The 24,480-nt window shown below is 36.9% G+C and carries 21 protein-coding genes; 1 reads left to right on the forward strand and 20 read right to left on the reverse strand.

The window, feature by feature from the left end:
• Positions 1-54 precede the first annotated feature (54 nt).
• The 13 genes from ABH968_RS10505 to ABH968_RS10565 form a co-directional block, all read right to left on the reverse strand.
• Positions 55-429, reverse strand: a complete 375-nt coding sequence (locus ABH968_RS10505) for a DUF1761 domain-containing protein (RefSeq protein ID WP_370043975.1) — start codon at positions 427-429, stop codon at positions 55-57.
• Between the two features lie 15 nt (positions 430-444).
• Positions 445-855 carry a helix-turn-helix domain-containing protein gene (locus ABH968_RS10510; protein ID WP_370043976.1) on the reverse strand — a complete coding sequence of 137 codons (411 nt, stop codon included), beginning with the start codon at positions 853-855 and terminating at the stop codon, positions 445-447.
• Positions 856-1,399: 544 nt separating this feature from the next.
• Positions 1,400-1,543, reverse strand: a complete 144-nt coding sequence (locus ABH968_RS10515; RefSeq protein ID WP_370044018.1) for a Dph6-related ATP pyrophosphatase — start codon at positions 1,541-1,543, stop codon at positions 1,400-1,402.
• Between the two features lie 278 nt (positions 1,544-1,821).
• A complete protein-coding gene (locus tag ABH968_RS10520; RefSeq protein WP_370043977.1) occupies positions 1,822-3,873 on the reverse strand; it encodes a GAF domain-containing sensor histidine kinase in 2,052 nt (683 codons plus the stop codon).
• 789 nt (positions 3,874-4,662) lie between these two features.
• Positions 4,663-5,142: a 23S rRNA (pseudouridine(1915)-N(3))-methyltransferase RlmH gene (rlmH, locus tag ABH968_RS10525; RefSeq protein WP_370043978.1), complete on the reverse strand. Its 480-nt coding sequence runs from the start codon at positions 5,140-5,142 to the stop codon at positions 4,663-4,665.
• A gap of 90 nt (positions 5,143-5,232) precedes the next feature.
• Positions 5,233-5,397: a CxxH/CxxC protein gene (locus tag ABH968_RS10530; RefSeq protein WP_049662644.1), complete on the reverse strand. Its 165-nt coding sequence runs from the start codon at positions 5,395-5,397 to the stop codon at positions 5,233-5,235.
• A 599-nt stretch (positions 5,398-5,996) separates the two neighbouring features.
• On the reverse strand, positions 5,997-7,304 hold the full coding sequence (locus tag ABH968_RS10535; RefSeq protein WP_370043979.1) for a S1C family serine protease: 1,308 nt from the start codon (positions 7,302-7,304) through the stop codon (positions 5,997-5,999).
• A 194-nt stretch (positions 7,305-7,498) separates the two neighbouring features.
• A complete protein-coding gene (locus ABH968_RS10540) occupies positions 7,499-8,287 on the reverse strand; it encodes an MBL fold metallo-hydrolase (protein ID WP_053482919.1) in 789 nt (262 codons plus the stop codon).
• Positions 8,287-9,117 (reverse strand): two-component system regulatory protein YycI, encoded by an 831-nt coding sequence (locus tag ABH968_RS10545; protein WP_370043980.1) that lies wholly within the window; start codon positions 9,115-9,117, stop codon positions 8,287-8,289. Before ABH968_RS10545 ends, ABH968_RS10540 begins: the two co-directional genes overlap by 1 nt.
• A complete protein-coding gene (locus ABH968_RS10550) occupies positions 9,104-10,423 on the reverse strand; it encodes a YycH family regulatory protein (RefSeq protein WP_370043981.1) in 1,320 nt (439 codons plus the stop codon). Before ABH968_RS10550 ends, ABH968_RS10545 begins: the two co-directional genes overlap by 14 nt.
• Positions 10,420-12,285 (reverse strand): cell wall metabolism sensor histidine kinase WalK, encoded by a 1,866-nt coding sequence (walK, locus tag ABH968_RS10555; protein WP_370043982.1) that lies wholly within the window; start codon positions 12,283-12,285, stop codon positions 10,420-10,422. Before walK ends, ABH968_RS10550 begins: the two co-directional genes overlap by 4 nt.
• 6 nt (positions 12,286-12,291) lie before the next feature.
• Positions 12,292-13,005, reverse strand: a complete 714-nt coding sequence (yycF, locus tag ABH968_RS10560) for a response regulator YycF (RefSeq protein ID WP_053482923.1) — start codon at positions 13,003-13,005, stop codon at positions 12,292-12,294.
• A gap of 232 nt (positions 13,006-13,237) precedes the next feature.
• On the reverse strand, positions 13,238-14,698 hold the full coding sequence (locus tag ABH968_RS10565; protein ID WP_370043983.1) for a peptidoglycan DD-metalloendopeptidase family protein: 1,461 nt from the start codon (positions 14,696-14,698) through the stop codon (positions 13,238-13,240).
• A gap of 350 nt (positions 14,699-15,048) precedes the next feature.
• On the opposite strand from ABH968_RS10565, the gene ABH968_RS10570 reads away from it, so the two are divergent.
• Entirely contained in the window at positions 15,049-15,861 is an 813-nt protein-coding gene (locus ABH968_RS10570) for a YitT family protein (RefSeq protein ID WP_370044019.1), read from the forward strand.
• 656 nt (positions 15,862-16,517) lie between these two features.
• On the opposite strand, the gene ABH968_RS10575 is transcribed toward ABH968_RS10570, so the two are convergent.
• The 7 genes from ABH968_RS10575 to ssb form a co-directional block, all read right to left on the reverse strand.
• On the reverse strand, positions 16,518-17,807 hold the full coding sequence (locus ABH968_RS10575) for an adenylosuccinate synthase (protein ID WP_370043984.1): 1,290 nt from the start codon (positions 17,805-17,807) through the stop codon (positions 16,518-16,520).
• A gap of 258 nt (positions 17,808-18,065) precedes the next feature.
• Positions 18,066-19,427, reverse strand: coding sequence for a replicative DNA helicase (gene dnaB, locus ABH968_RS10580; RefSeq protein ID WP_370043985.1), 1,362 nt, complete (start codon positions 19,425-19,427; stop codon positions 18,066-18,068).
• 13 nt (positions 19,428-19,440) lie between these two features.
• Positions 19,441-19,887: a 50S ribosomal protein L9 gene (gene rplI / locus ABH968_RS10585; RefSeq protein ID WP_370043986.1), complete on the reverse strand. Its 447-nt coding sequence runs from the start codon at positions 19,885-19,887 to the stop codon at positions 19,441-19,443.
• Entirely contained in the window at positions 19,884-21,857 is a 1,974-nt protein-coding gene (locus ABH968_RS10590; RefSeq protein ID WP_370043987.1) for a DHH family phosphoesterase, read from the reverse strand. The genes rplI and ABH968_RS10590 overlap by 4 nt, the downstream gene beginning before the upstream one ends.
• A 12-nt stretch (positions 21,858-21,869) precedes the next feature.
• Positions 21,870-22,811 (reverse strand): YybS family protein, encoded by a 942-nt coding sequence (locus ABH968_RS10595; RefSeq protein WP_370043988.1) that lies wholly within the window; start codon positions 22,809-22,811, stop codon positions 21,870-21,872.
• A gap of 806 nt (positions 22,812-23,617) precedes the next feature.
• Positions 23,618-23,854: a 30S ribosomal protein S18 gene (rpsR, locus tag ABH968_RS10600; RefSeq protein WP_004233359.1), complete on the reverse strand. Its 237-nt coding sequence runs from the start codon at positions 23,852-23,854 to the stop codon at positions 23,618-23,620.
• Positions 23,855-23,892: 38 nt separating this feature from the next.
• Positions 23,893-24,462 carry a single-stranded DNA-binding protein gene (gene ssb, locus ABH968_RS10605; RefSeq protein WP_370043989.1) on the reverse strand — a complete coding sequence of 190 codons (570 nt, stop codon included), beginning with the start codon at positions 24,460-24,462 and terminating at the stop codon, positions 23,893-23,895.
• Positions 24,463-24,480 lie beyond the last annotated feature (18 nt).

Here is a 24,480-nt window from a genome sequence, read left to right on the forward strand (position 1 = left end):
ATATGTATGAGAAATCCTTCTTTTTACTTGTTTCAATCTATAAAATCGATACGATTAGACAAAAAGACCATGGAGTGCACCTAGTAAGGTAAAAATGATAAAATGGTCACCAATCGCAATTAAAAAATTTCTCTTATTTACGAGTCCAAATAATGTATTTTTCAAATAAACAATTGAAATAAGAATGCCAATAATACCTCCAACAGCAGCACCTTCTAACAAACTATTTGAACTAGTGGCTTGAACGAGAATTGCAATAAAAATGGAACTAATAAAGGCAACGATTACTGAAATCACATATTTTAATGCACCTTTGCTTTGAGTTTCCTTCCCTACTAATATGGAATAATAGATCGCCCCATAAATCATATACAAGATTCCACCAATAAGAATAGCAAGATAATTTAACGCACTTAAATCAATTGACATACATTTACCCCCGATTTATTTAGGCTCTATGGCTAAAGCGATTGCACTGATTCTGCAATTAAGATATTCACGTGGAAATCGTTGTAAATAAGCTCCTTCTCTCCAGCCTTTTGGATTCGTTTTAAAATAGGCATTAAATGAATAAGAAAAAGCTGACAATGATGAATAGCCACTCATTAATGCAATTTGTGTGATTGGTAATTGTGGTTCATAAATTAATAAATGTGCCGCATTCTCCAAACGAATCCGTTTTACATAGCCAGCCGGAGTTTCGCCAATAATCCCTTTAAACAATCGTTGAAAATGAAAAGGAGAATACGTAGACACTTTGGCTAACTGTTCAAGTCGGAGGGTATCATAAATATGTTCTTCAATATACTCCACTACTTTATTGATTTGCATATGCTGAATTTTATCGTAATCCATTGATTTACTTTTACCCCTTTACAAGCTACTAGATCCTTAAGTAATCTCAATTTTAACAGATGCATCTACTTTTGACATCATCCGGTCTCCGAGCCTAGTCATCACCCGAAGTATGTTGGATTTCATCAAGGATGCCCATTTTTTACTGACTAAAAAAGTCAACTCAGATTGAGCTGACTTTCTATATTGAAATGAAGGATTTCAAATCGAATCCGCTAATACAAATGACCCCTATCAATCTGACACTTCAGCTATCAACCGTAGTTTGCCGATAACATATACCATTAACACAGGCATCCTCACCGTCATTCCAGATTAGTATTCGAAATTAAAAATCCTATAGACTACTTGCGAAATAGCGTTTTTCGAAGTCAGATAGACGAACATCATAGTTTCAAATTGGGAACTTGACATCAAAAAAGCAACTAATCTATGTTTCCTAAATTTATCTACATTCGTTTAGCGTATCTATAAATTTTAAAAACCTCATTTACTTATGATAAGGTTCACCGTTGCACCTTTAATGGAGGTTATTTTCAAAATGTTAATTTTCTAATTCTAATGTTAGGTACATATAGTCACCTTTTGACGTAACCTCTCCATTTCTAACCTTTAAATCTTGTTTAAAAAGTGGCCCACTTATAACTGTAGTATGGAACTCTCCTGCTGCTGATCCTTTATTGTGAATTTGCCACTTAGACTGAATACCTTTTGCTTTATATAAAGTTGCTTCATTCTACACCTCCTTCGAAATAGCATATCAATATAGCGCAGATTTCATCATAGCTATTAATAATTATCGAAATAGTTTTTTGAAATTTGAACTCATAAATTTATTTATTCAGAGCATTATATGTAAATACCTTCTTAACAAAAAAGATATGCAAGTAAAGAAATTTGCATATCTTGCTAATCTATTCAACACTACGGTTCTTCGTAACAACACTAAAGCAGAGTTTCACTTTTTCATATATAAGTAAATTTTATAAAAAAAGTAGTTCCTTCAGATCCTGTTTGAAATTCAATTTTTGCGTTATGACGGGCAGCAATTGCATAGCATATGCCTAGTCCTAAGCCAGTGCCATTATCTTTGGTCGTGTAAAATGGAGTACCCAATTTCTCTACTATCGCAGGACTGATACCTTCTCCTTGATCCCGTACTGCAAGAATTACACAATTTTCATCTCCTTTGTAGGTACTGATGGATAGAACCTTACCTGTGCTCATTGATTCTAAGCCATTACGGTATAGATTTATTATCAATTGTCGTATTTCGTTACGATTTAAAAGTAAATCTGGAATGTCTTTCAGATTAAATTGAATAATTTTATTTTGATTAAATGTATCTATCTTTATTAAAGGAGTAATATCTCGAATAATAGAATTTAAATCTAACATCTGTAAATCGGATGTCTTTGTATTACCTATAGAAAGGAATTCAGTAATAATAGAATTGGCACGGTCAAGCTCTTCGATCATTACATTAAAGTAATCATTATGTTTTTCGAATTCGTTCTCTTTTTTTAATAGCTGCAAAAATCCTCGTACTGTTGTCATAGGATTTCTAATCTCATGGCTAATACCTGCTGCCATCTGACCTATTAAGTCTAGGTTTGATAATCTTTTCAATTCCTTCTCATATTTCTTTTTTTCGGTTATGTTTTTTAAAAGGCAGCAGATTCCCTCATCATATGGGTAAGCAACTGCTTCGTACCAATAATCACCATATGCTGAGGTCATTTCGAAATGTACTGCTATTCGCTCTGACATCGCACGATGAAATTCCTTATACATGACCGTATCTACACATTTCGGGAAAATCCCCCATATATTCTGGCCTAATACATCTTTTGCCGTTTTCCTTTGCGGCAAATATTGATGTTTATTCATGTAAAGAAATTCCCACTCTTTGTTCAATGCAAAGAATCCATCCGTTATACTTTCAATAACACTCGTAACCTTTTCATTAGCAGCAGCTAGTTCCCTTGTTCGCTCTTCTACCATATTTTCAAGTTGGTCCATATATAACAAGTTTGAAATTGTAGGGGCTGTGGCATCGACTATCGATTTTGCTAATTGAATTTGAGATTCATGGAAATTACATGTTTCCCCTCCTAAATTGACAACTGTTATAACCCCTAATACTTCCCCCATTGAAACCAGTGGCATCATAAGTAGACTCATACTATCTATATTTGGAGTGAGAATTATACTTTTTGTTTCAATAATCTGTTGAATCATAGCTTCGTAGCTTTGGTTCATTCTTATGCTTTTAAGATTCTCCATCCAATTGGCTTCTGTCCAATCACAGTCTTTATTAAACTTCATGAATGTGATTGTGTTTTTTCCAAACGGATCCAGGATGTGGGCTGCACTTTTTTTGCTACCTAAAACCTTTCCTAAGTAGTAAAAACATTTATCAAGACTTTTCTGCACGGAGGAACACATCGACAAATCACGTGTAACATTGAGTAACAACTGCTTTTCTGCAATAAGGTTTTCCTTTTGCTTTAAATTATTTGCGTTTTGAATTGCAACTGCAGCCATATTCACATATGCTTCAACACTCTGAATTTCTGATTCTGTTAAATTCATCGGCGTTCCATAATCAAATAAAAAAACTAAACCAAATATCTCTTGCTCATATGAGATAGGCAGTGCTAATAAGGATTTAATTTTGAAGGCTCCTACCGATCTCGGGTCCGGCCGATTATCCTTTGAGGTATTAGCGATATAGATGGTTTTTTTAGTTTCAATAACCTCTTTGGCCAGTAAGTCTGTTTCAATATCAATTACCTGTGTATCGAGCGTTATGCCATTCACATCTTCTGGTTTTCCTACAAATCCTCTAAATGTGCCATCTTTTTCGGGTAAATAAATACCAACCGAGTTACATTGCACGATTTCCTCGGATATTGCCTGCGTTACACGCTGTAAAACTTCACGTAGTTCTAACTTTGTATTAATTACTTTGGTTATACTCGCGAGCCTAGAATATCTCGTCTGTTCACTTAACATTCACAATGTCTCCAATCAAAGCCTACTAAAATTAAAAGTAAAAGTATAATTTCTAGCTAACAGTCTAGTTCTAGATCAGTTTACTATTTTTAATTTTATATCTGTATCCTATTATACACGGAAAACCTCTATTACTTATGATACGGTTTACCGTGATAGCGCTAGCCTGTTTCGACCCGATGATAGGAACGACCATAAGGACTTCTAATAACTTCAATCCGCTTTTGTTAGTTCCTGATATCCTTCCATTGCCAGTCACCTTCAATGGCTCTATCCACTTAACAGACCATTCATATGATACCCATGAATAAGAACTGATTGTTGATTCTGTTTGCATGAGCTACATTCTCCGAACGATTTTTATTGTCATTTGTTCCCTTTCAGCAGTAATATTTAACACTCGCACCAATACACATTTAAAAATGAAAGTAACATTTGATTCATAAATCTACTATATTCCCATTTTATGCTTATACTCAGTTTGGAGAAAAAGGACTATCCAACAAATTCTTAAATGGAAACAGGTATAGAAAAAGAGAACTTTTTCCATGCCTGTTTTTTGTATACTTTTTAGTAAATCACTATTTTAGTTGGTGATGGATTGTAGTGGAAGGCGGCGACTCCAGCTGGAATAGCATGAGCTGAATGCCCCGCAGGAGCGGTGCGACGAGGAGACTGAAGTTATGCCCGCGGAACGCGTCCGTCTGAAACGGAAATCAATACATGAATAAAGGAGACCATCTCTCAGTCACTAAATGACTTAGGAGAAATCCCCTTCTAAAACCGCACTTACTTATGGTACGGTTCACCCTTCATAATCCTAAAACTTCTATAAACCTGCTCGACCAAAACAAGCTTCATTAGCTGATGCGGTAATGTCATCTTTCCAAAGGATTGTTGCTCATCAGCTCGTTTCAATACATCATCGTGTAAACCAAGGGAGCCGCCGATGACGAACGCGATTTTACTTTTGCCGTAGGTCATGAGGGATTCAAGATCTGCCGCCATTTGTTCAGAGGTTTTCATTTTGCCGTTAATGGCTAGGGCGATAACGTATGTATCTGGGCTGATTTTAGATAGAATACGTTCACCCTCTTTTTTCTTTACGATTTCCATTTCTGCTTCGCTTAGCTGCTCGGGTGCCTTTTCATCTGGTACTTCGATTAAATCCATTTTTGCGTACCCACCGAGACGTTTTACGTATTCATCTATTCCCATTTTTAAGTACTTTTCTTTTAGTTTTCCGACTGATACAATCGTTATATTCACACGTTATCCACCTTTACATTTCATTTACAAACAAATTATCCACAAAAGTTATCAACATATCCACAAGCCATTCCTATATCTTGTGTAAAGTTATTTACTTGATACAAGATATTCTGCAGGTCGTTCACAGTAGCTACATTTTGTGGATAACTTTTTATCCTCTTCGATTTTATCCATAATTGGGAACTCTTTTTGCTCAGCCACAAACATGTCTAAAGCGTGTTCTATATGGTTTTCACAGCTGTATTTTTCCATTTTTACACCTCTTCTTATTTTCCGAAATTTCCACAAACTTATTCACAATTCGGTCTATGTTATCCACAGTCTATTGTAACAAAGGTCAGGCGAGTATGGAAGAATAGGCTTTCTACCGCCACTCGCAGTGTATATGTTATTATTCACAATTTTCTAGTTATCCACAATATTTTCTAAATCATTCTTAATAATTCAGCCGATGCCTCCGAATATTTTTGGCTCATCACTATAATGTCCGGTTGATCTCCGTTCCGGCTGGGTGCTTTGTTGCTGACGCTTCGCTTTCGCGCGCAGAGCAGAGCTTCCTGGGGGCGTCCGATGAGCCGCTTGGGGCAACAGATGTTTTTTGCGCGAAAGCGTAGTGCTAACGTAGCGGCAGCAGCACGATGTTGGTCACGAAGGCGTTATCACAGGACGTGATGCTTTTAGCCTTCGTTCCTCTATTGCTGATCCCAAGGAGTCACCCAGTCTCCACTCCAATCAACTAATAAAAATGGCATACATTCTAACAAATATTAGCTCCAACTTTTGATGATAAATAATATTTTTAATTCCACAAAAAATCAGTGGAGATCTTATAATCCCCACTGATTTCTAATTTACAATGAATCGCTATTTGTTAATGTTAGTGATAGATCCACTAATTTACCTTGGCGGTATACTTTCATCGTCAATTTATCACCAATTTTTTTGTTAATATATAAATGCTTGCGCAAATCGATTGATGTTTCGATTTTTTCGCCATCCATTTCAACTATTACATCGTATTGTTGAATGCCTGCTTTTGCAGCTGGAGAGTTAGGCACAACATTATCAATAACAACACCTTTTGTAACATCATTTGGCAATTTTAAATTTTGTTGATAGAATGACGGAATATCCGTTAAGTCTGCTAATATTTTAATACCCATTGTTGGACGTTTCATTTCACCATTTTTCTCTAATTCCTCGATAATAGGAATCGCTGAGTTAATCGGAATGGAGAAGCCTAAACCCTCAACAGATGATTGTGCAATTTTCATGGAGTTGATACCGACTAATTCACCAGCAAGGTTAACAAGTGCACCACCACTATTACCAGGATTGATTGCTGCGTCTGTTTGTAATACTTCTTGTTGCCAATCTATAGTGCCATCATTGTTTATGTCAACTGGTACAGAACGATCCTTACCAGATACAACACCTGTAGTAACAGAACCATAGAATTCTAAGCCCAGTGGGTTACCAATCGCAATTACTGTTTCACCTTGTTTTAATACATCAGAGTTACCAAATGTCGCTACTGTCTTAACATCTTTAGAGCTGATTGAAATGACTGCTAAGTCTGTCCAAACATCGCGACCAACTAATTGTGCCACTTCTTTCGAACCATCTGGCATTGTTACTTCTAACTGCTTTGCACCTTCAATAACATGGTTATTTGTCACGATAAATGCTTTATCACCTTGAACTTTGTAAATAACACCTGAACCACTCCCTGCAGCCTCTTCTGACGTGGTTGTCGGGTTCCAGAATCCTCCACTTTTCACTTCTTGAATATTTGTAATCCCTACAACGGCCCCTGAAGCCTTATCAACTGCTTTCGTAACATCAGTTGTCACTTCTGTTGCAACTTGATTAATGGTTGTTTCATTTTTATTACCATTACCTGCGCTACTTGTTGTTGTACCAGGCATTTGATTAACAAGTCCAGGCATCATGAGCCAAACGAGTAAAGCGCCTATGATGACACCGATAAGACCCGTGAAAAAATAACCACCCTTACCTCCGCCACCGCCTTTCTTTTTATAACGTTTCTCTTGCGTTTCTCGCTCCTCTTGTTCGAGTCGCTCCTGAAGAGGTGATTTTTGTATTTCATCATTTTTTAGAGAGTCATTGTTTTTATCATCATCTTGAAAATAGCTCATTCGTCCTCATCCTTTCCCTTATTAGTATTTGTTAGTTGTTACCCTAATATTACGATTCAAACATTAAAATCAGATGAAAAATAAATAAAATGGACATAAAAATGGCTGTTCAAAGCATTTTTATAAAATGTCATTGAACAGCCTCATTAAAGCTTCATTTGTATAATGTCGATATTCTTAACTGATGCTAATCATTAAACGGTTACTAATTTCGTCGGCTCTTCTGCATCTGTATCAAATAGATTTAAATACTCTCCAACAATAATGCCGCACGATTGCAAAGTTTGTGTGACACTCATGCGCGCAAGCTCTTTCATGTTATTATCCATACTTAAATGTGATAAATAAATATTTGTTGGTTTTTCAAATACTACGTCACTCATTGCTATAGCTGCATCCTCATTGGAAACGTGCCCTACATCACTTAAAATACGACGTTTTATAGACCATGGGTAACGCCCCATTTGCAGCATATTCACATCGTGGTTACTTTCAAATACAAAGGAATCAGCACCTCGAATGATACCCTTCATACGGTCGCTAACATAGCCTGTATCCGTAATAACAACAAGCTTGCGTCCATTTTCATGGAAGCTATAGAACATTGGATCGGCTGCATCATGTGATACGGCAAAGGATTCAACAGCTAATGAACCAAAATGCTTTACAGTATCCATTTCAAATTCAAAACGTTGCTCTAAAGGTATTTCACCGACTAGCCCGTCCATCGCCTGCCACGTTTTGGCGTTGGCATAAATAGGTACACTATATTTTCGTGCTAATACACCTATTCCTTTAATATGATCACTATGCTCATGTGTAACGAAAATGCCACTTAGCTGTTTCATATTGCGGTCGATTTTTGTAAATAGTTGCTCCATCTTTTTGCCACTGAGACCAGCATCGACAATAAATGCGTGATCTTCATTCTCTACATAAATCGAATTTCCTGTACTGCCACTTGCTAAAACACTAAATCGCATTATTCAACTCCCCAGTCTTCCTCTTCGCCTTTTTGCTTGTCTCCTTGGATTTCGATAATTTTCCCATCAATAGCATCAACGAAGTGCTCTTCTATTTCTCCGTCCGATAATTCCACTTGTACTTCCCATGTTGGTATCAACACTTGCGTTTGCGTTAAATTACTAAATGTCGAGTAACCTAACTTCACTTGCTTAATACTTGATTCTGACTTTAATAGCCCTTTATTATAAAGTGTTTGGAAAATTTGAAGTGGTGGAATGACAGTTTCCTGTTGCTCCATTTCTTCAATATTGTCAATCATTGTCTGCTCATACATTATCACTTCGTTATCTATATTCCAGTATACTTTTAATACAGCACTATCATTGTAATAGAACATTCGATTATTTTTCTTCTGGAAGAAGACTGCAACTCGATCCTCGCGATCTACCTTCCACAATGCATAAGAATCTCCTTCTTTAACGTTTGTATGGACAAAATCGGTAAAGCTTGCATTTTCATTAATATTTCGTAATTTCACAGGGTTGATAAAATTAGCACGTATATGTGCATGTGTCTCATCAGTGAAACTTACTTGCTGATTATCCTCAGGAAAATCATCTTTTTTAAAATTATGCACTTTGCCAGTAATGTAAGTGGCAGATTCATTACTATTAGGCAGTGGTCCATACGTAATATTATCATCTTTTAAACGGGCTTCTATTGTTTTTTCACCTAGTATTTCTACGCTCTGCGCTTCATTATATCGATTTAAATACAACCAATACAGGAAGATATTTAGGATTAAAAAAACGAATATAAAAATAGATTTTGTTCTATTCCAATCCATTTTTGACACCTCCTAATATTTCAGGTGTCAGTTTCATCGATACACCATTACGAATAACAAACCAGCATGGCTCTAATGTCACTATTGTGTTTTGATCAAGAGTTAAATAGTAACCCACAACAATGTCATCTATATCTGATAAATCAATGTTTTTAAGCTTTTGAATCTTTTCAACGATTTCCGATCCTGACGGAAGTTCTTTCATCTCTTTTTCAGATAAAATATCCTTCTCAAAAGAAAAGTATGGACGTTTGTAGCGGAAAATACGATTATCTCCCCAAACGGTTGTAATTCGGTTTATAGCCTGCTCACTATAAATCGGTAATCCATGTAAATATAGTTGATAATCTAATTGGTTATTGCTTGTACTTGTTGATACATAGCGATAATCATCTGTAAAGCCTCCGTGTTCATTGATAAATTCAAAACTATCCGTCAAGAGCTTGGAAGGCTCTATTCTTACACTACTTTCTGCAGCTGGATATACATAGGTTAATGATTTTAATTTCGAATCAATCACCATCCGTGACATTCCATCTTGATATTTTTCAGTAGTTGCACTTTCATCAGTGCGAAGGACATTGTTTGGATTTGTAAATAACACATTTTTAAATAATTCAGGTTTCTCTTCGACAAAATACGTATATTTTGCTGATTCAATTTTATCGTTTGCAATATATAGTGAGGTAAAGCCATCTCGCTCCACTTCTTTAAAAGTGCCGTATGTTTTCGCTGGCTCAATAATATTTCTTACAAATTGATTAGCATTTTCTAGACTTACACGTGAACGCATCAATACTTCATTATTGCCACTAATGAAAAACACCTGTAAATCTTTGTTATTATAATTACTCCAATCTATAATCATACGATTAAAGGTTGTTTCAGGTAGCTCCTTATCGGCGAACTGAAAAATTGAGTTAAAGGCAGAGTAAGGAATCTCACCCGCAAAAAAGACAGTCATACAATTATTAGTACGAATCATCTCGTTTACAGAGTTGGCCGGAAGATTATTGTTAACGGGCATTAAATCTAGGACATTCCATCCCTTAAATGCTTCCATAATATCTTCCATTACACCATTAGATACGGTTCCGGTAAATTCCTTGTCAAAATGGTAAATAGCTTTATACGGACGAATTACATCCTCCATTTTTTTTTGTGGTCCAATTAGGATTTCTTTTCCTTCAGTCTGTTCAATAAATTTATAATCTGGCGTGTATGTCCAAATCATAAAGGTTAACACCACACTTAACATAACAAGTAGGAATAAAACAACTGATTTAACTGGTTCTATATATTTCATTCCCACTCACCTGCTTCGTCAAAATCATCTAAATTAAGTGGTAATGTGAAGAAAACCGTTGTTCCATGTCCTTCCTCACTCTCAGCCCATATTTTACCACCATGAGCTTCAATCATTTCCCTGGCAATAGCCAACCCTAGACCAGTGCCTCCCATAGAACGAGCTCGAGCACGATCTACTCGATAGAAACGCTCAAAAATACGTCCTACATTTTCCTTAGGAATTCCCATACCATCATCAGAAATCATAACCTTCAGCATATCTCCTTGCGCTGTAAAGCCAAAGCGAATATTACCTCCATCTGGTGAATACTTAATAGCATTGGAAATGATATTATCGATAACTTGTGTCACCTTATCTGTATCAATTTCTACATAGTAAGATGCCTCTGGGAATAAACGTTCAAACATCACTTTATCTGACTTAGACATTTCAAAACGATCGATAATACGGTTAAAGAATGAATTGAATAGAACAATGTCTTTATTCAACTCATAATCTGAACTATCCATTCGTGATAACTGTAATAAATCATTTACTAAGCGAATCATACGCTCTGTCTCTGTTTGTGTAACATTCAAAAATGTTGGAGCAATATTTTCATCTTTCCATGCACCATCTGCTAACGCCTCTAAATAACTACGCATCGTCGTTAATGGTGTCCGTAATTCATGTGACACATTTGATACAAATTCCCTGCGATCCATCTCTATTTTTTCCTGTTCCGTAATATCGTGCAGGACGGTAATTAGACCATTAATAAAGCCCGTTTCTTTTTGAATAACAGAGAAATTCGCACGTAAAATATACGGTGCGTCTGCTGTACTGAAATCTAAATTCACCGCATCATTCATGTGAATTAAATCCTCAAAACTATACTCTTGGTCAATACCTAAAACAGATGCAATCGGACGACCTAATGTAATATCTCTTGAAATATGCAGCAGCTCTAGTGCGGGATCATTAATAAGAATGATGCGCCCTTTTCGATCTGTCGCAATAACACCATCAGTCATATTACTAAGGACCGAATCGAGCTTTCGCCGCTCTGCCTCTGTAGTAGATTGCGCCTCCTGCAAGCGATTCGTTAAATGATTAAAGGTTATAGCAAGCTGCCCTATCTCATCTGTACCATAAACCCGCACTTTTCGAGAATAGTTACCCTTTGCCATCGCCTGTGCCTGCTTACGCATATCTGAAATAGGCTGTGTAATTGTTCGTGCCACTAAAATTCCTAAAAAGATAGTAATCACCAAGGACACTGCCGTACCACTAAGGAAAATACGGTTAATGTCATTCACTTGTTCAAAAACAGATTCAATATTAGCTTCAATGTAGAGTACCCCTATGATTTCATCATCAGGACCTGCACCATTTCGAATTGGCGAAGCTAACACCCATACTCGGTTTCTTGTTTTATTATCAAGTTTAATGTTTTCAAATAATGTTTCTGCAGAGATTGCACGGCGTACGAGATCGTTATTCGAGCGTTGTCCAATCAAACTTTGATTGTCTACCTCAGATGTGGCGCGAATACGCTGTCTATTATCGATGACACGGATTTCTAAAATATCTCCATTAGATTCCTTCAACCCTGTGGAAAACTCCATTACAATCGTTTTCAAGCTTTCTTCAAGAGTTGGCATACTACTTTCATCGCGTTCTTTTAACATTTCTTCACGAATGCTATATTGCATCAAATCGACACGTTGAAAAATGGATTCTCGGAAGTTGTCTTTTAAATTTTGCTCTAATTCACGCGCAAAATATATTCCTATTATTTGCAAAGCAAGCAGAATCAGCAAAATATAAATTAATACTAGTTTGACATGAATTGATTTAAAGAAGCTTACTTTCTGCATTCCTTTTTACTCCTGTTCAGGATTTCGTAAATAATAACCTACTCCACGACGTGTGACGATCCAAGCCGGATGACTAGGATTGTCCTCTATTTTTTCACGTAAACGACGAATTGTTACATCTACTGTTCGTACATCACCGAAATAATCATAGCCCCACACAGTTTGCAATAAATGTTCACGCGTCATTACTTGACCGATATGCTTACCTAAGTAATGTAATAATTCAAACTCCCTATGCGTTAGTTCAATTGCCTCATCACGCTTCAATACTAAGTAAGCATCTGGCTGAATAACAAGAGAGCCTACTACAATTTCATTGGACTCTTCTTCAACCTCTTCGGCAGTAGGAGCTACTACCTGTAAGCGACGCATATTTGCCTTTACACGCGCAATAAGTTCACGTGTACTAAATGGCTTTGTCACATAATCATCTGCGCCCATTTCTAGTCCTAATACTTTATCAATCTCAGAGCCTTTTGCTGTTAACATAATGATAGGGAAATCATATTTTTTTCGTATTTCTCTACAAACTTCCATCCCATCACGCTTAGGTAACATTATATCTAAAAGCATTAAATCTGGTTGTTCTTCCTCAACCTTCTCTAGTGCTTCATCTCCATCATAAGCACAAATAACTTTGTAGCCTTCTTTTATTAAATTAAACTGTAAAATATCTGCGATTGGTTTTTCATCGTCAACAACTAAAATGGTTTTGTCCATATATTTTTCTCCCTTTCGCTATTTATCTATTATTAAACGTTGTGTATTTTTAAAGTCACTACTCTAACTCTACCATGCTTTTAGCTTCTATGCATTATTCTAAATCCTAAGACATTTTACGATATTATATTAAACTATTTTTCGACAAATATTTCTCGGGAAATAACATAGATTTATATACGAAGTATACAAAAAGACAGCCCTATTTCGGACTGCCTTCTATTCGAACTGATTAACGCCCTACATATGATAATGGATTTTCTAACGAACCATTTTTCTTAACTTCAAAGTGTAGATGTGTACCTGTTGAATTTCCAGTAGAGCCCATAATACCTATAACTGAACTTTTTTCTACTACTTGTCCTACTTCCACTTTAATTGAAGATAGGTGTCCGTAAAGCGTTGTATAACCATTATTATGATTTATTACAATACGATTACCGTAGCTACCAGAGACACCAGCTGCGACAACAACACCATTATCTGAAGCTAAAATATTGTAATTACTAGGACGGGCAATATCAATACCACGATGGAGTTCTCCCCAACGTTGGCCCATCCCACTTGAAATATAGCCACCCACTGTTGGCCAAGTAAATTCACCCGTACCACGAGAAGAAATCACCTTCGTACCAACTACTTCAATTTCGTCAACTGGTTGTTGTATGATTTCTTCTTCTAACGCAACTTTGGATATACGAGTTCCATTTTCAGACGTTAATAAATATGATGTTTCTTTTCTTCCATTAACGCCTTGTCGTTTAATCACTTTCTCACCTTTATACATCGTCGGATCTTCTTCAACTATTTTCTTAAACGGAATTTTATCAGTAACTTTCTTTTCCTGTTTTATCTCAAGTGTTACTAATGGTTTAGCGACTGTTACGTTTAATGCTTGCCCGATCTGTAAAACTGTATCAACAGTGATACCAGGATTTAACGCTAATAGCTCAGCTGTTGTTAATCCATGTTTTTGGGCAACCGAGCCTAAAACATCAGCTGATTGAATTTTATATGTTTCTCGTTCAAGAGAACCTGTCATTAAATATTTCACAGCTTCCTCAGGGGCTACAATAGCATTTGGTGCTACTTTTTGTGTTGTACCTGAAATTTCCTGTTTAAAAGAAATATCTAAAAGGCGCGTTTCACCAGTCTGTATTGGTGGAATATTCGTAGATTGCTGGTTAACATATATACTATTTAGCTCTTGCTGTGAAACATATTGTAGCTTTAGCATTCGAATAGTATCTTCATAGGCTTTTGTATCTTTTAAAGAAACTACAGGCTTATTAGCTACAAATAATGTAAAAGCTGGAGATTTAACTACTAAAGATTGCTCTAATTTCTCCAAAATTTCCGCATCTTTTGTTTGATTACTAAATACTATCTCTGGGATTATTTTAACAGAAGAACTAGCATCGATAGATAATTCTTTGTATTGTTGACTTGCTCCCTTTCCCTTTGATGCAATGATTTCTTCGATCGCTTGCTCATTAGGAACCGCATCTATATATTTATTCCCCACGTAAACGTGATTAATTTTATTTAAATCTTCTTTATGATTTTCTTTTGCAAAACCTACATTAAACGTTAAACTTGTCATTACAACTGTAATAATGGATACCTTTTTAATTGAAGAAAAATTATAAGTGAATCTATTGTTCTTTTCTTTTCTTGACCAAGACGAACTCATTAATAAAGCCCCTTCCAACTTTAACCTACCGTAGGATTAATTACCCACAAAGATTTTTTGCACCACTACACTGTACCATAAAGAAAATATGGTTTGACTGTTTTCATCTTTTTGTAATGTAAATGTATTAATTCTCTACTAATTGTTACATAATCCCTATTTTTGTAGCTATTAATATAATTTTAGACTTATCGCTTTTTACTTTTTTAATATTCAGATAAACTAGAGGTAAGATATACTAGTTGATTGGAGCGATTAATTTGAATGATTCACAAACCTCTGGAATAACCCCTAAAGTACGAAAGCCCCAAAGTAAGAAGACTGTTCGTAAACTTATAATTAGGACCATTATGGTGTCATTAGGTGCAGTCATTATGGCACTGGGGCTGGAGCTATTTTTAGTACCAAACAACATTATGGATGGTGGAATCGTAGGCGTTTCCATTATCACTTCTCATTTATTAAATTTACCTCTTGGTATTTTCATCTTCATTTTAAACCTACCTTTTATCTTTTTAGGCTATAAACAAATTGGTAAAACTTTCGCACTTTCATCAGGACTCGGAATTACAGTACTCTCATTAACAACACTTTTCTTACATAATCTAAACCCGTTTACTCAGGATACGCTTTTGGCCACAGTTTTTGGAGGTATGATTTTAGGTATTGGTGTCGGCATCGTCATTCGTTATGGTGGTTCATTAGATGGGACAGAAATTTTAGCTATTTTATTTAATAGAAAAACACCGTTCTCCGTTGGTGAAATTATTATGTTTTTCAATTTACTCATCTTTATGGTAGCGGGATTTGTGTTTACATGGGAACAAGCCATGTACTCTATCCTGGCATACTATATTGCCTATAAAATGATTGACATCGTCATTCAAGGGATGGAGGAATCAAAATCTGTTTATATCATTAGTGACGACATTGATGAAATTGGGCAGACCATTATGGACCGACTTGGTCGAGGTGTAACCTTCCTTCATGGTGAGGGAGCTTATACGGGGAACGATAAAAAAGTTATTTTTACCGTTATTACTCGATTAGAGGAATCGAAGCTTAAATCAATTGTCGCTGAAATTGATGATCATGCATTCCTAGCAATTGGTAATATTGCAGAGGTTAAAGGTGGTCGCTTCAAGAAGAGAGATATTCACTAATGACAAAAGGGCCGTACCATATATGGCACGACCTTTTAATGTTGTTGAAATACATCTATGAAAGTGAACGCTATGGCTACTTACCATAATCAAATTGAATAGACTTATAACAATGACGTTATTTTACATTTGGTGTAGCTACGCTTTGCAAAAAACATCTGTTGCTTTCGCTTTCGCACAAAAAGCATCTGTTACGACCGCTATATTTTCGCATATTATCACACTATAAACTGAAGTAATATGCCAGAAGATACATGATAAGTGAATTAGTTGATTGGAGTGGAGACTGAGCGACTCCTTGGGGATCAGCAATAGAGGAACGAAGGCTAAAACCATCACATCCTGTGATAACGCCTTCGTGACCAACATCGTGTTGGCCCGAGACCCTGGAGCGAGCAGCGCGAGTGAAGCGGCTCATCGGACGCCCCCAGGAAGCTCTGCTCTGTGCGAAAGCGAAGCGACAGCAACAAAGCGCTCAGTCGGAACGGAAATCAACCCCTCGTTTTGCCGAAGAGCCATACTTAATTTTGAATACAAAAAATATATCCTGCATTAACGGACAATAATTTGCGTCTCACCTCAAAATTCGGCGTAAGGAAAGAGCTATAAAAAAGGACGTACCGTATATGGTACGCCCTTTTGTTATTTAAAATTAATTATGCTTCCCAAACGTCCACTAAAACGTTCGTTTGTTCACGTGCAGGACCAACAGAGAAAGTAGCAATTTCAATACCAGTTAATTCACTCACGCGTTCTACATAGCGTCGTGCATTCTCAGGTAGCTCTTCTAATGTTTTGCAGCCTGTAACATCTTCCGACCAGCCTGGAAGCTCTTCATAAATTGGTTCACATTGTTCAATAATATGAAGATTTGCTGGATACTCAGTAATTGTTTCATCTTTATATTTATACGCAGTACAAATTTTCACTGTTTCTAAGCCAGATAAAACATCAATTGAATTAAGCGCAAGATGCGTAATACCACTTACTCGACGTGAATGGCGTACAACTACCGTATCAAACCAGCCTACACGACGTGGACGGCCAGTTGTTGTACCGTATTCACGACCAACTTCACGAATTTGTTGACCCACTTCATCAAATAGTTCAGTTGGGAACGGACCATCACCAACGCGAGATGTATAGGCTTTCGATACACCAATAACACTTGTAACTCGTGATGGACCAACACCAGCACCGATTGCTACTCCGCCGGCAACAGGATTTGAAGATGTTACAAATGGGTACGTACCTTGATCGACATCAAGTAAAATACCTTGTGCTCCTTCAAATAACACTTTGCCGCCTTCATCTAGTACATCATTTAAGATTTTCGATGAGTCTGTTACATATTTTGCGATTTCTTGTCCATAGTTGTAATATTCCTCGAAAATTTCTTCGAATGTTACACCTTCAACTTCGTAAAATTTCTCAAATAATTTATTCTTAATTGCTAAATTTTGACGTAGCTTTTCTTCAAATACATCTTTGTCTAGTAAATCAGCCATACGGATACCGATACGTGCTACTTTATCCTGATAACATGGTCCAATCCCTTTACAAGTCGTACCAATTTTATTATCGCCGCGGCTTTCCTCATCAGCGATATCTTGCTTTATATGATATGGCAAAATAACATGCGCACGGTTAGAAATTCGTAAATTATCTGTATTAATGCCACGCTCTTGTAAGCCTCTAAGCTCAGTCACTAATGACTTTGGATTAACAACCAGACCATTTCCGATTACTGAAGTTTTTTCTTTATAGAAAATACCTGATGGAATTAAATGTAATTTATAAGTTTCGCCATCAAATTTAATAGTATGACCTGCATTATCACCGCCTGCAAAACGAGCGATTGCATCGGCTTTTTGTGAAAGGAAATCCGTAATTTTACCTTTTCCTTCGTCTCCCCACTGTGTTCCTACAACTACAACTGATGTCATAGTCAGCACCTCCGTTAGATACGATTTGTATCTCAATTTTTAAGCCGTTAATTATTGTAACAATGATAGAAACGCCTAGTCAACAAAAATACTTAAAAACACGAACGTAAAATCAAATAATATGATTCAACGTTCGTGTTTAATAACAGAATGGTATGAATATTATCTAACATTCAGATTAATTCCGTTTTGGCGTAATCTCTAACGTTGAATTCCCTCTAAAAAAGGAATTTTTTCCTGTTGAATGAAGGTTAATATTTAATCACGTGGAGGTGGTGGCGGCATTTGCGACCAATCCACATTAATGAATTTATTGAATTCTTTTTTAAAGGCAAGAGTAACTGTACCTGTTGGACCGTTACGCTGTTTAGCAATAATAATTTCAATCATATTTTTACTCTCGGACTCCTTATCGTAATAATCATCACGATATAAGAAGGCAACAATATCAGCATCTTGCTCAATACTTCCCGATTCACGTAAGTCACTCATCATTGGTCGTTTATCTTGACGTTGCTCAACGCCACGAGATAGCTGTGATAATGCAATGACTGGAACCTTTAATTCACGCGCTAAATGTTTTAAAGAACGTGAAATCTCAGATACCTCTTGCTGACGGTTCTCCCCTGCTTTACCACTACCTTGAATAAGTTGTAAATAGTCAATCAAAATCATACCGAGGCCATGCTCTTGTGCTAAACGTCGACATTTTGCGCGAATTTCATTGATACGTACACCCGGTGTATCGTCAATAAAAATTCCTGAATTTGATAAACTCCCCATTGCCATAGTTAGTTTACCCCAATCTTCTGTTGTTAAAGCACCAGTACGTAAAACTTGTGCATCTATATTTCCCTCTGCACAAAGCATACGCATAACTAGCTGCTCAGCACCCATCTCTAAGGAGAAGATCGCAACATTTTCCCGCGCTTGAACGGCAACACTTTGTGCGACATTCAATGCAAAGGCTGTTTTCCCTACAGATGGACGTGCCGCAACAATAATTAAATCGTTACGCTGGAAGCCAGCTGTTATATGGTCTAAGTCACGGAAGCCTGTCGGAATACCTGTAACATCACCTTTTTGTGATTGAAGCTTCTCAATGTTATCAAAGGTTTCCACCAATACGTCTTTAACATGCTTAAAGTCACCCGCATTTTTACGACTGGCTACCTCCATCATTTTCTTCTCTGCTTCACCAAGTAATGCCTCTACCTCATCTTCACGAGTATAGCCATCTTCTACTATTTTAGTAGCTACACGAATTAAACGACGTAATAGGGCCTTTTCTTCGACAATTTTCGCATAGTGTGCGACGTTAGCAGCCGTAGGGACAGCATTGGCGAGCTCTAGTAAATACGATAGCCCGCCAACATCCTCAATTTCTTTTTTAGCTGATAATTCTTCAGTAACTGTGACAACATCTATCGCTTTTCCTTGATCACTTAAACGTAGCATCGTTTCGAAAATTTGCTTATGTGCATTATGATAAAAATCATCTGCTAGTAAAATTTCAGATGCAGTGATTAACGATTGAGGATCGAGGAAAATCGCACCGATAACCGATTGCTCCGCTTCCCGGTTATGCGGTGGAACGCGATCCATCATCGGTTCGTTCATGGATTGTCGCCCCTTATTCTTCCGTTACATGAACTTTTAAAGTAGCAGATACTTCGTGGTGTAGTTTTACAGGTACATTTGTAAAGCCTAGCGCACGAATTCCATCACTTAAAGTCATTTTACGTTTATCAATTTTTATGCCATGCTTTTTTTGAAGTGCATCGGCAACTTGCTTTGAAGATACTGAACCAAATAGGCGACCACCTTCACCTGATTTTGCTTTTAGTTCTACCGTTAAAGCTTCTAATTTTTCTTTTAATGCTTCCGCTTCAGCTAATTCGGCAGCAGCATTTTTAGCTTCTAAATTCTTTTGACCTTCTAATTGACTTAATGCTTGTGCATTTGCTTCAGCAGCATAACCATTTTTAATTAAGAAGTTTTGTGCATAGCCGTCTGCTACATTTTTTATTTCCCCTTTTTTCCCTTTTCCTTTAACATCTTTTAAAAATACTACTTTCATGATTCAGAACTCCCTTCGAGTACCTCATTTATGGCCTCTTCTAAATATTTTTTTACTCCAGCAATGGAATTTGATTCGACTTGGCAAGCTGCATTAGTTAAATGCCCGCCGCCGCCTAGCTTCTCCATAACAAGCTGTACGTTTACTTCGCCAAGTGATCTTGCACTTATGCCGATTTTGCCATCTGAACGATGCGCAATGACAAAGGAAGCACCAACATCCTTCATTGTTAGTAAAATGTCTGCTGTTTGCGCAATTAGTACAGAATCATACACTTTCGCTTCCTCACCTACAGCAATTGCAATACCCGGCTTCACGAACTTAACAGTCTGCACTATTTTAGAACGCTCGATATACGTATCGACGTCTTCTTTTAATAATCGCTGTACTAGCACTGTATCGGCACCATTTGTCCGTAAATAAGAAGCCGCTTCAAACGTACGGGCTCCTGTACGCAATGTAAAACTCTTCGTATCGACAATAATTCCCGCCAGCAATGCCGTAGCCTCTAACATATTAATCTTCGCACGCTTTGGTTGATACTCGAGTAACTCTGTTACAAGCTCTGCTGTAGACGATGCATATGGCTCCATATAAACAAGCGTTGGATTTTCTATAAAATCTTCACTTCGACGATGGTGATCAATGACCACAACTTTTTCAGCCAGCTTCAATAGGTGTGCATCGATGACTAGATTAGGTTTATGTGTATCGACAATTACGAGCAATGATTTTTCTGTCATTCTTGCCGCAGCTTCATCTGGTGTTAGGAAATTTTCATAGAAATCCGATTTACTCTCTATTTCATTCATTAAACGTGTTACACTTCCGTTTAATTCTTCAAAATTTATGATCACATAGCCCTTCACATCATTCATTTGTGCCATTTTACGTACACCAACGGAGGCACCAATAGAGTCCATATCAGGGTTTTTATGTCCCATAACAAACACTTGGTCACTATCCTGAATTAAATCACGTAGTGCATGGGAAATAACACGTGCTCTAACGCGTGTACGTTTCTCAACTGGGTTGGTTTTCCCGCCATAGAACTTTAGCTTTCCTGAAGGTTGCTTGATGGCAACCTGATCACCACCACGACCTAAAACAAGATCTAAACTTGATTGTGCTAGTTCACCAAGCTCGACTAATGAAGATGATCCTGCGCCAACACCAATACTTAATGTTAATGACATATTTTTTTGCGCTGTTTTTTCTCGAATAGTATCTAAAATGGCAAATTTTTTCTTTTCAAGCTCCATTAAAATGGATTCGTTTAATACAGCTAAAAAACGATCGGATGATATTCGTTTTACAAATATACCTTGCTCAGCTGCCCAATCATTAACAATTGATGTCACCATCGTATTCGTTAAACTACGTGGTTGGTCATCCATTGCTTGCGTAATTTCGTCATAGTTATCAACAAATAAAATCGCAATAACTGTACGATCTGCATAGTATTGTTTTTCAATAGCTATCTGCTCAGTGATATCAAAGAAATATAGTAAATTCTCTTCTTTTTTATAATAAACTCGATATTTACGATCACGGAGCGTAATCGTATCTTCGTTTGTCTCTTCGCTCTTCATTAGCACGTAAATGTCGTCAGATATATTAACGATTCCTTCACCTACTAAATTTTCCATATTTAAAACGCCTTGCATATATGGATTCGACCATTCTATTTCATATTGATCATTGACAAGTAAAATCCCGATTGGCATTTCAAGCAATGCCTCTTCCCCAACTTTTTTCATGCGGAAAGAGATGGATTCAATATGCTTTTCTGTTTCATCAAAGGTAATCTTTTCTACCTTCCACGTATAGGCCATTAATAGAACAAAACCTACTCCATAACCGATACCTATCCCGATATTCCAAATACATAGAAGCACAAACGTCACAATGCCAAAAATGGAAAGAACAAAAAGCGGATAGCGGATTGGTCGTTTTCTAAAAGTCCCCATTACATCAGCCCCTTATTCTTTAGTTTTCCCCTTCACAAGTGAACGTACGTCGAAACCTAAATCTACGATGCCTAGCAATATCATAAAGGATGATAGTGGTAAGGCTAACAAAGTAGCTATCCATTTAACACCATTTGGCATTCCCTTTTTTGAAATAAAGTAATGTATAAGGGAAATCCCCTGCAGGATTAATAACATCCATAAAATATAAGAAACATTTAAAACAACAATATCTAATGTAGATCCGGATTCTGGACGCATAAATAAATTAATGCATAAAACTATCATGTAATACCATAAAATAGATCGTGGTAGACGCATATTTTGGAACGGTGCAAATTTCGGTACGTCTAAACCAAGACGTTTTAATACAGGTAAATTTACCGCTATGATAATAAAGGCTGCCATAAATGCAGAGATTGTTACTGTTGCAGGTATTGTCAGCTCAATTGTTTTTAACATAGCGTCAATTTGTTCTTGCTGAAACATTACTTGACCCGTCACAGTTTTTGTAAGTTCATTTGATTGCTCATAATTTCCGCGTAAAAGATCTGTGCTCATGGCAATGATATTGATACCAGCAAATTGAACATAGGCTACATAAACAATTGCCATTGACAGAAGAACAGCAACCCCAGATGACATGAATAGGTAAAGTTTGCTCTTCTTTAGATTAATTGCACTTCCTATAACGGCACCAAGTAATGCCAAAATAAAGGCAAATGGTAACATAGTTATGCCACTCGTTAAAGTGGTTAAGATACATCCTACTATTGCTACAAATATTGATGAGGAACGCTTGTAATTTGCGCTATACCAAGCAATCGGTAGTGGAGCAAATATTAGACTTACTATAAAAATGAATGGTACATATGCAGAAATAAGCATTAAAATCGTAAAGATTGCGGCCATCATTGAGCCTTGTACAAGCGCCTTTGTTTGATTATTCGGCATTGAAAACCTTCCTTTTTTCAGTCAAACTTACTGACCTTTATTGTACCATTTTTTCAGGTTATTGAACAAAAAACGCTAAGAACAACTGTATGCTTTGTCATTAATTTTGTAGAACCAATGACTAAAGCATAAAATACATAGCTATATAGGAGATTTTTCACCGAAAAAGCATAACAAATTCATTCATTGATTATATATATGTGTTTCTCAAATTTTTTCAACAATAAAAAAAGCAACTTACGACAGTTACTAATACATGAAAAAAGGCTTTTAATCGAAATGATTATAAGCCTTTTTGTTTTAAAAAATGTTACTTAGTCGATTGTTTCTCAATCTCTAAAATTTCATCTTTTCTTTATTCATGTCTATTAAGAGTGTAATAAATTCTTATGATAATAGCAAATGGTAATATATAGAGCAATTACTGAGATCAACTAAGCTCATCGCCATAGCGTGGGAGTTGATTTCCGTTCCGACCGGGCGCTTTCCTGGGGGCGTCCGATGAGCCGCTTCGCTTCGCTGCAGGGTCTCATCTGTGACGCTGATCCCCAAGGAGTCGCCCGGTCTCCACTCCAATCAACATGACATGCATTTTAACCATCCTCATCTTTTGGTGATGTGCTATAAAATAAACGATATTACCAGAATCGGGATATTCATTCTCGATTTCCTTACCCTATGTGATTATTCACATGTTAACCTTCTAAAATTTCTATACTGGCGGTTACAAGATTAGCAACTCCATTTTCACAAATAAAAAAAGCACAATCAAAGCGATTAAACCTTGTTGTGCCTTTATTTATATCTTATTTGTCTTCTGCTACGAATGGAAGTAATCCCATGATACGAGATACTTTGATAGCTGAAGTTAATTTACGTTGGTACTTTGCACTTGTGCCAGTTACGCGACGTGGTAAAATTTTACCGCGCTCAGAGATGAATTTTTTTAATAAATCTACATCTTTGTAGTCGATGTGCGTAATATTGTTTGAAGTGAAGTAGCAAACTTTACGGCGTTTGCGGCCTCCGCGACGTGGTGCCATAGTATGTCTCCTCCTTATCATTTTTTATTTTAGAAGTATTAGAATGGTAAGTCATCCTCAGATACTTCTATCGGTCCTTTGCTATTAGCAAATGGATCCTCATCTACACGTGTATAATTCGGCTGATTCATAGGTGGTTGATTTTGCTGATAAGCATCGCCGCCAAATGAACCCTGCCCTGGCATAGCACCACCAAACTGTTGCTGTGGTTGTCCACCGCCATATGACGGTTGATTATTACCGTAAGTATTCTGCCCACCATATTGAGGAGCAGGAGCACCGCTAGCATTACGAGGCTCTAAAAACTGTACGCTATCTGCCACTACATCTGTTGTGTATACTCGTTTACCATCTTGTCCTTCATAGCTGCCTGTTTGAATGCGGCCTTCCACTCCAATTAAACTTCCTTTTTTCATGAAGTTCGCTAAGTTTTCAGCCTGTTTGCGCCATGCAACACAGCTAATGAAATCAGCTTCGCGATCACCTTGTTGGTTTGAGAATGTTCGATTCACAGCAACTGTAAATCTTGTAGACGCAACACCATTAGGCGTATAGCGTAGCTCAGGATCTTTTGTTAGTCTTCCAACTAATACGACACGGTTTATCATCAGAAATGCAACCTCCTT

The sequence above is a fragment of the Lysinibacillus sp. RC79 genome (assembly GCF_041262405.1).
Classification (GTDB): domain Bacteria; phylum Bacillota; class Bacilli; order Bacillales_A; family Planococcaceae; genus Lysinibacillus.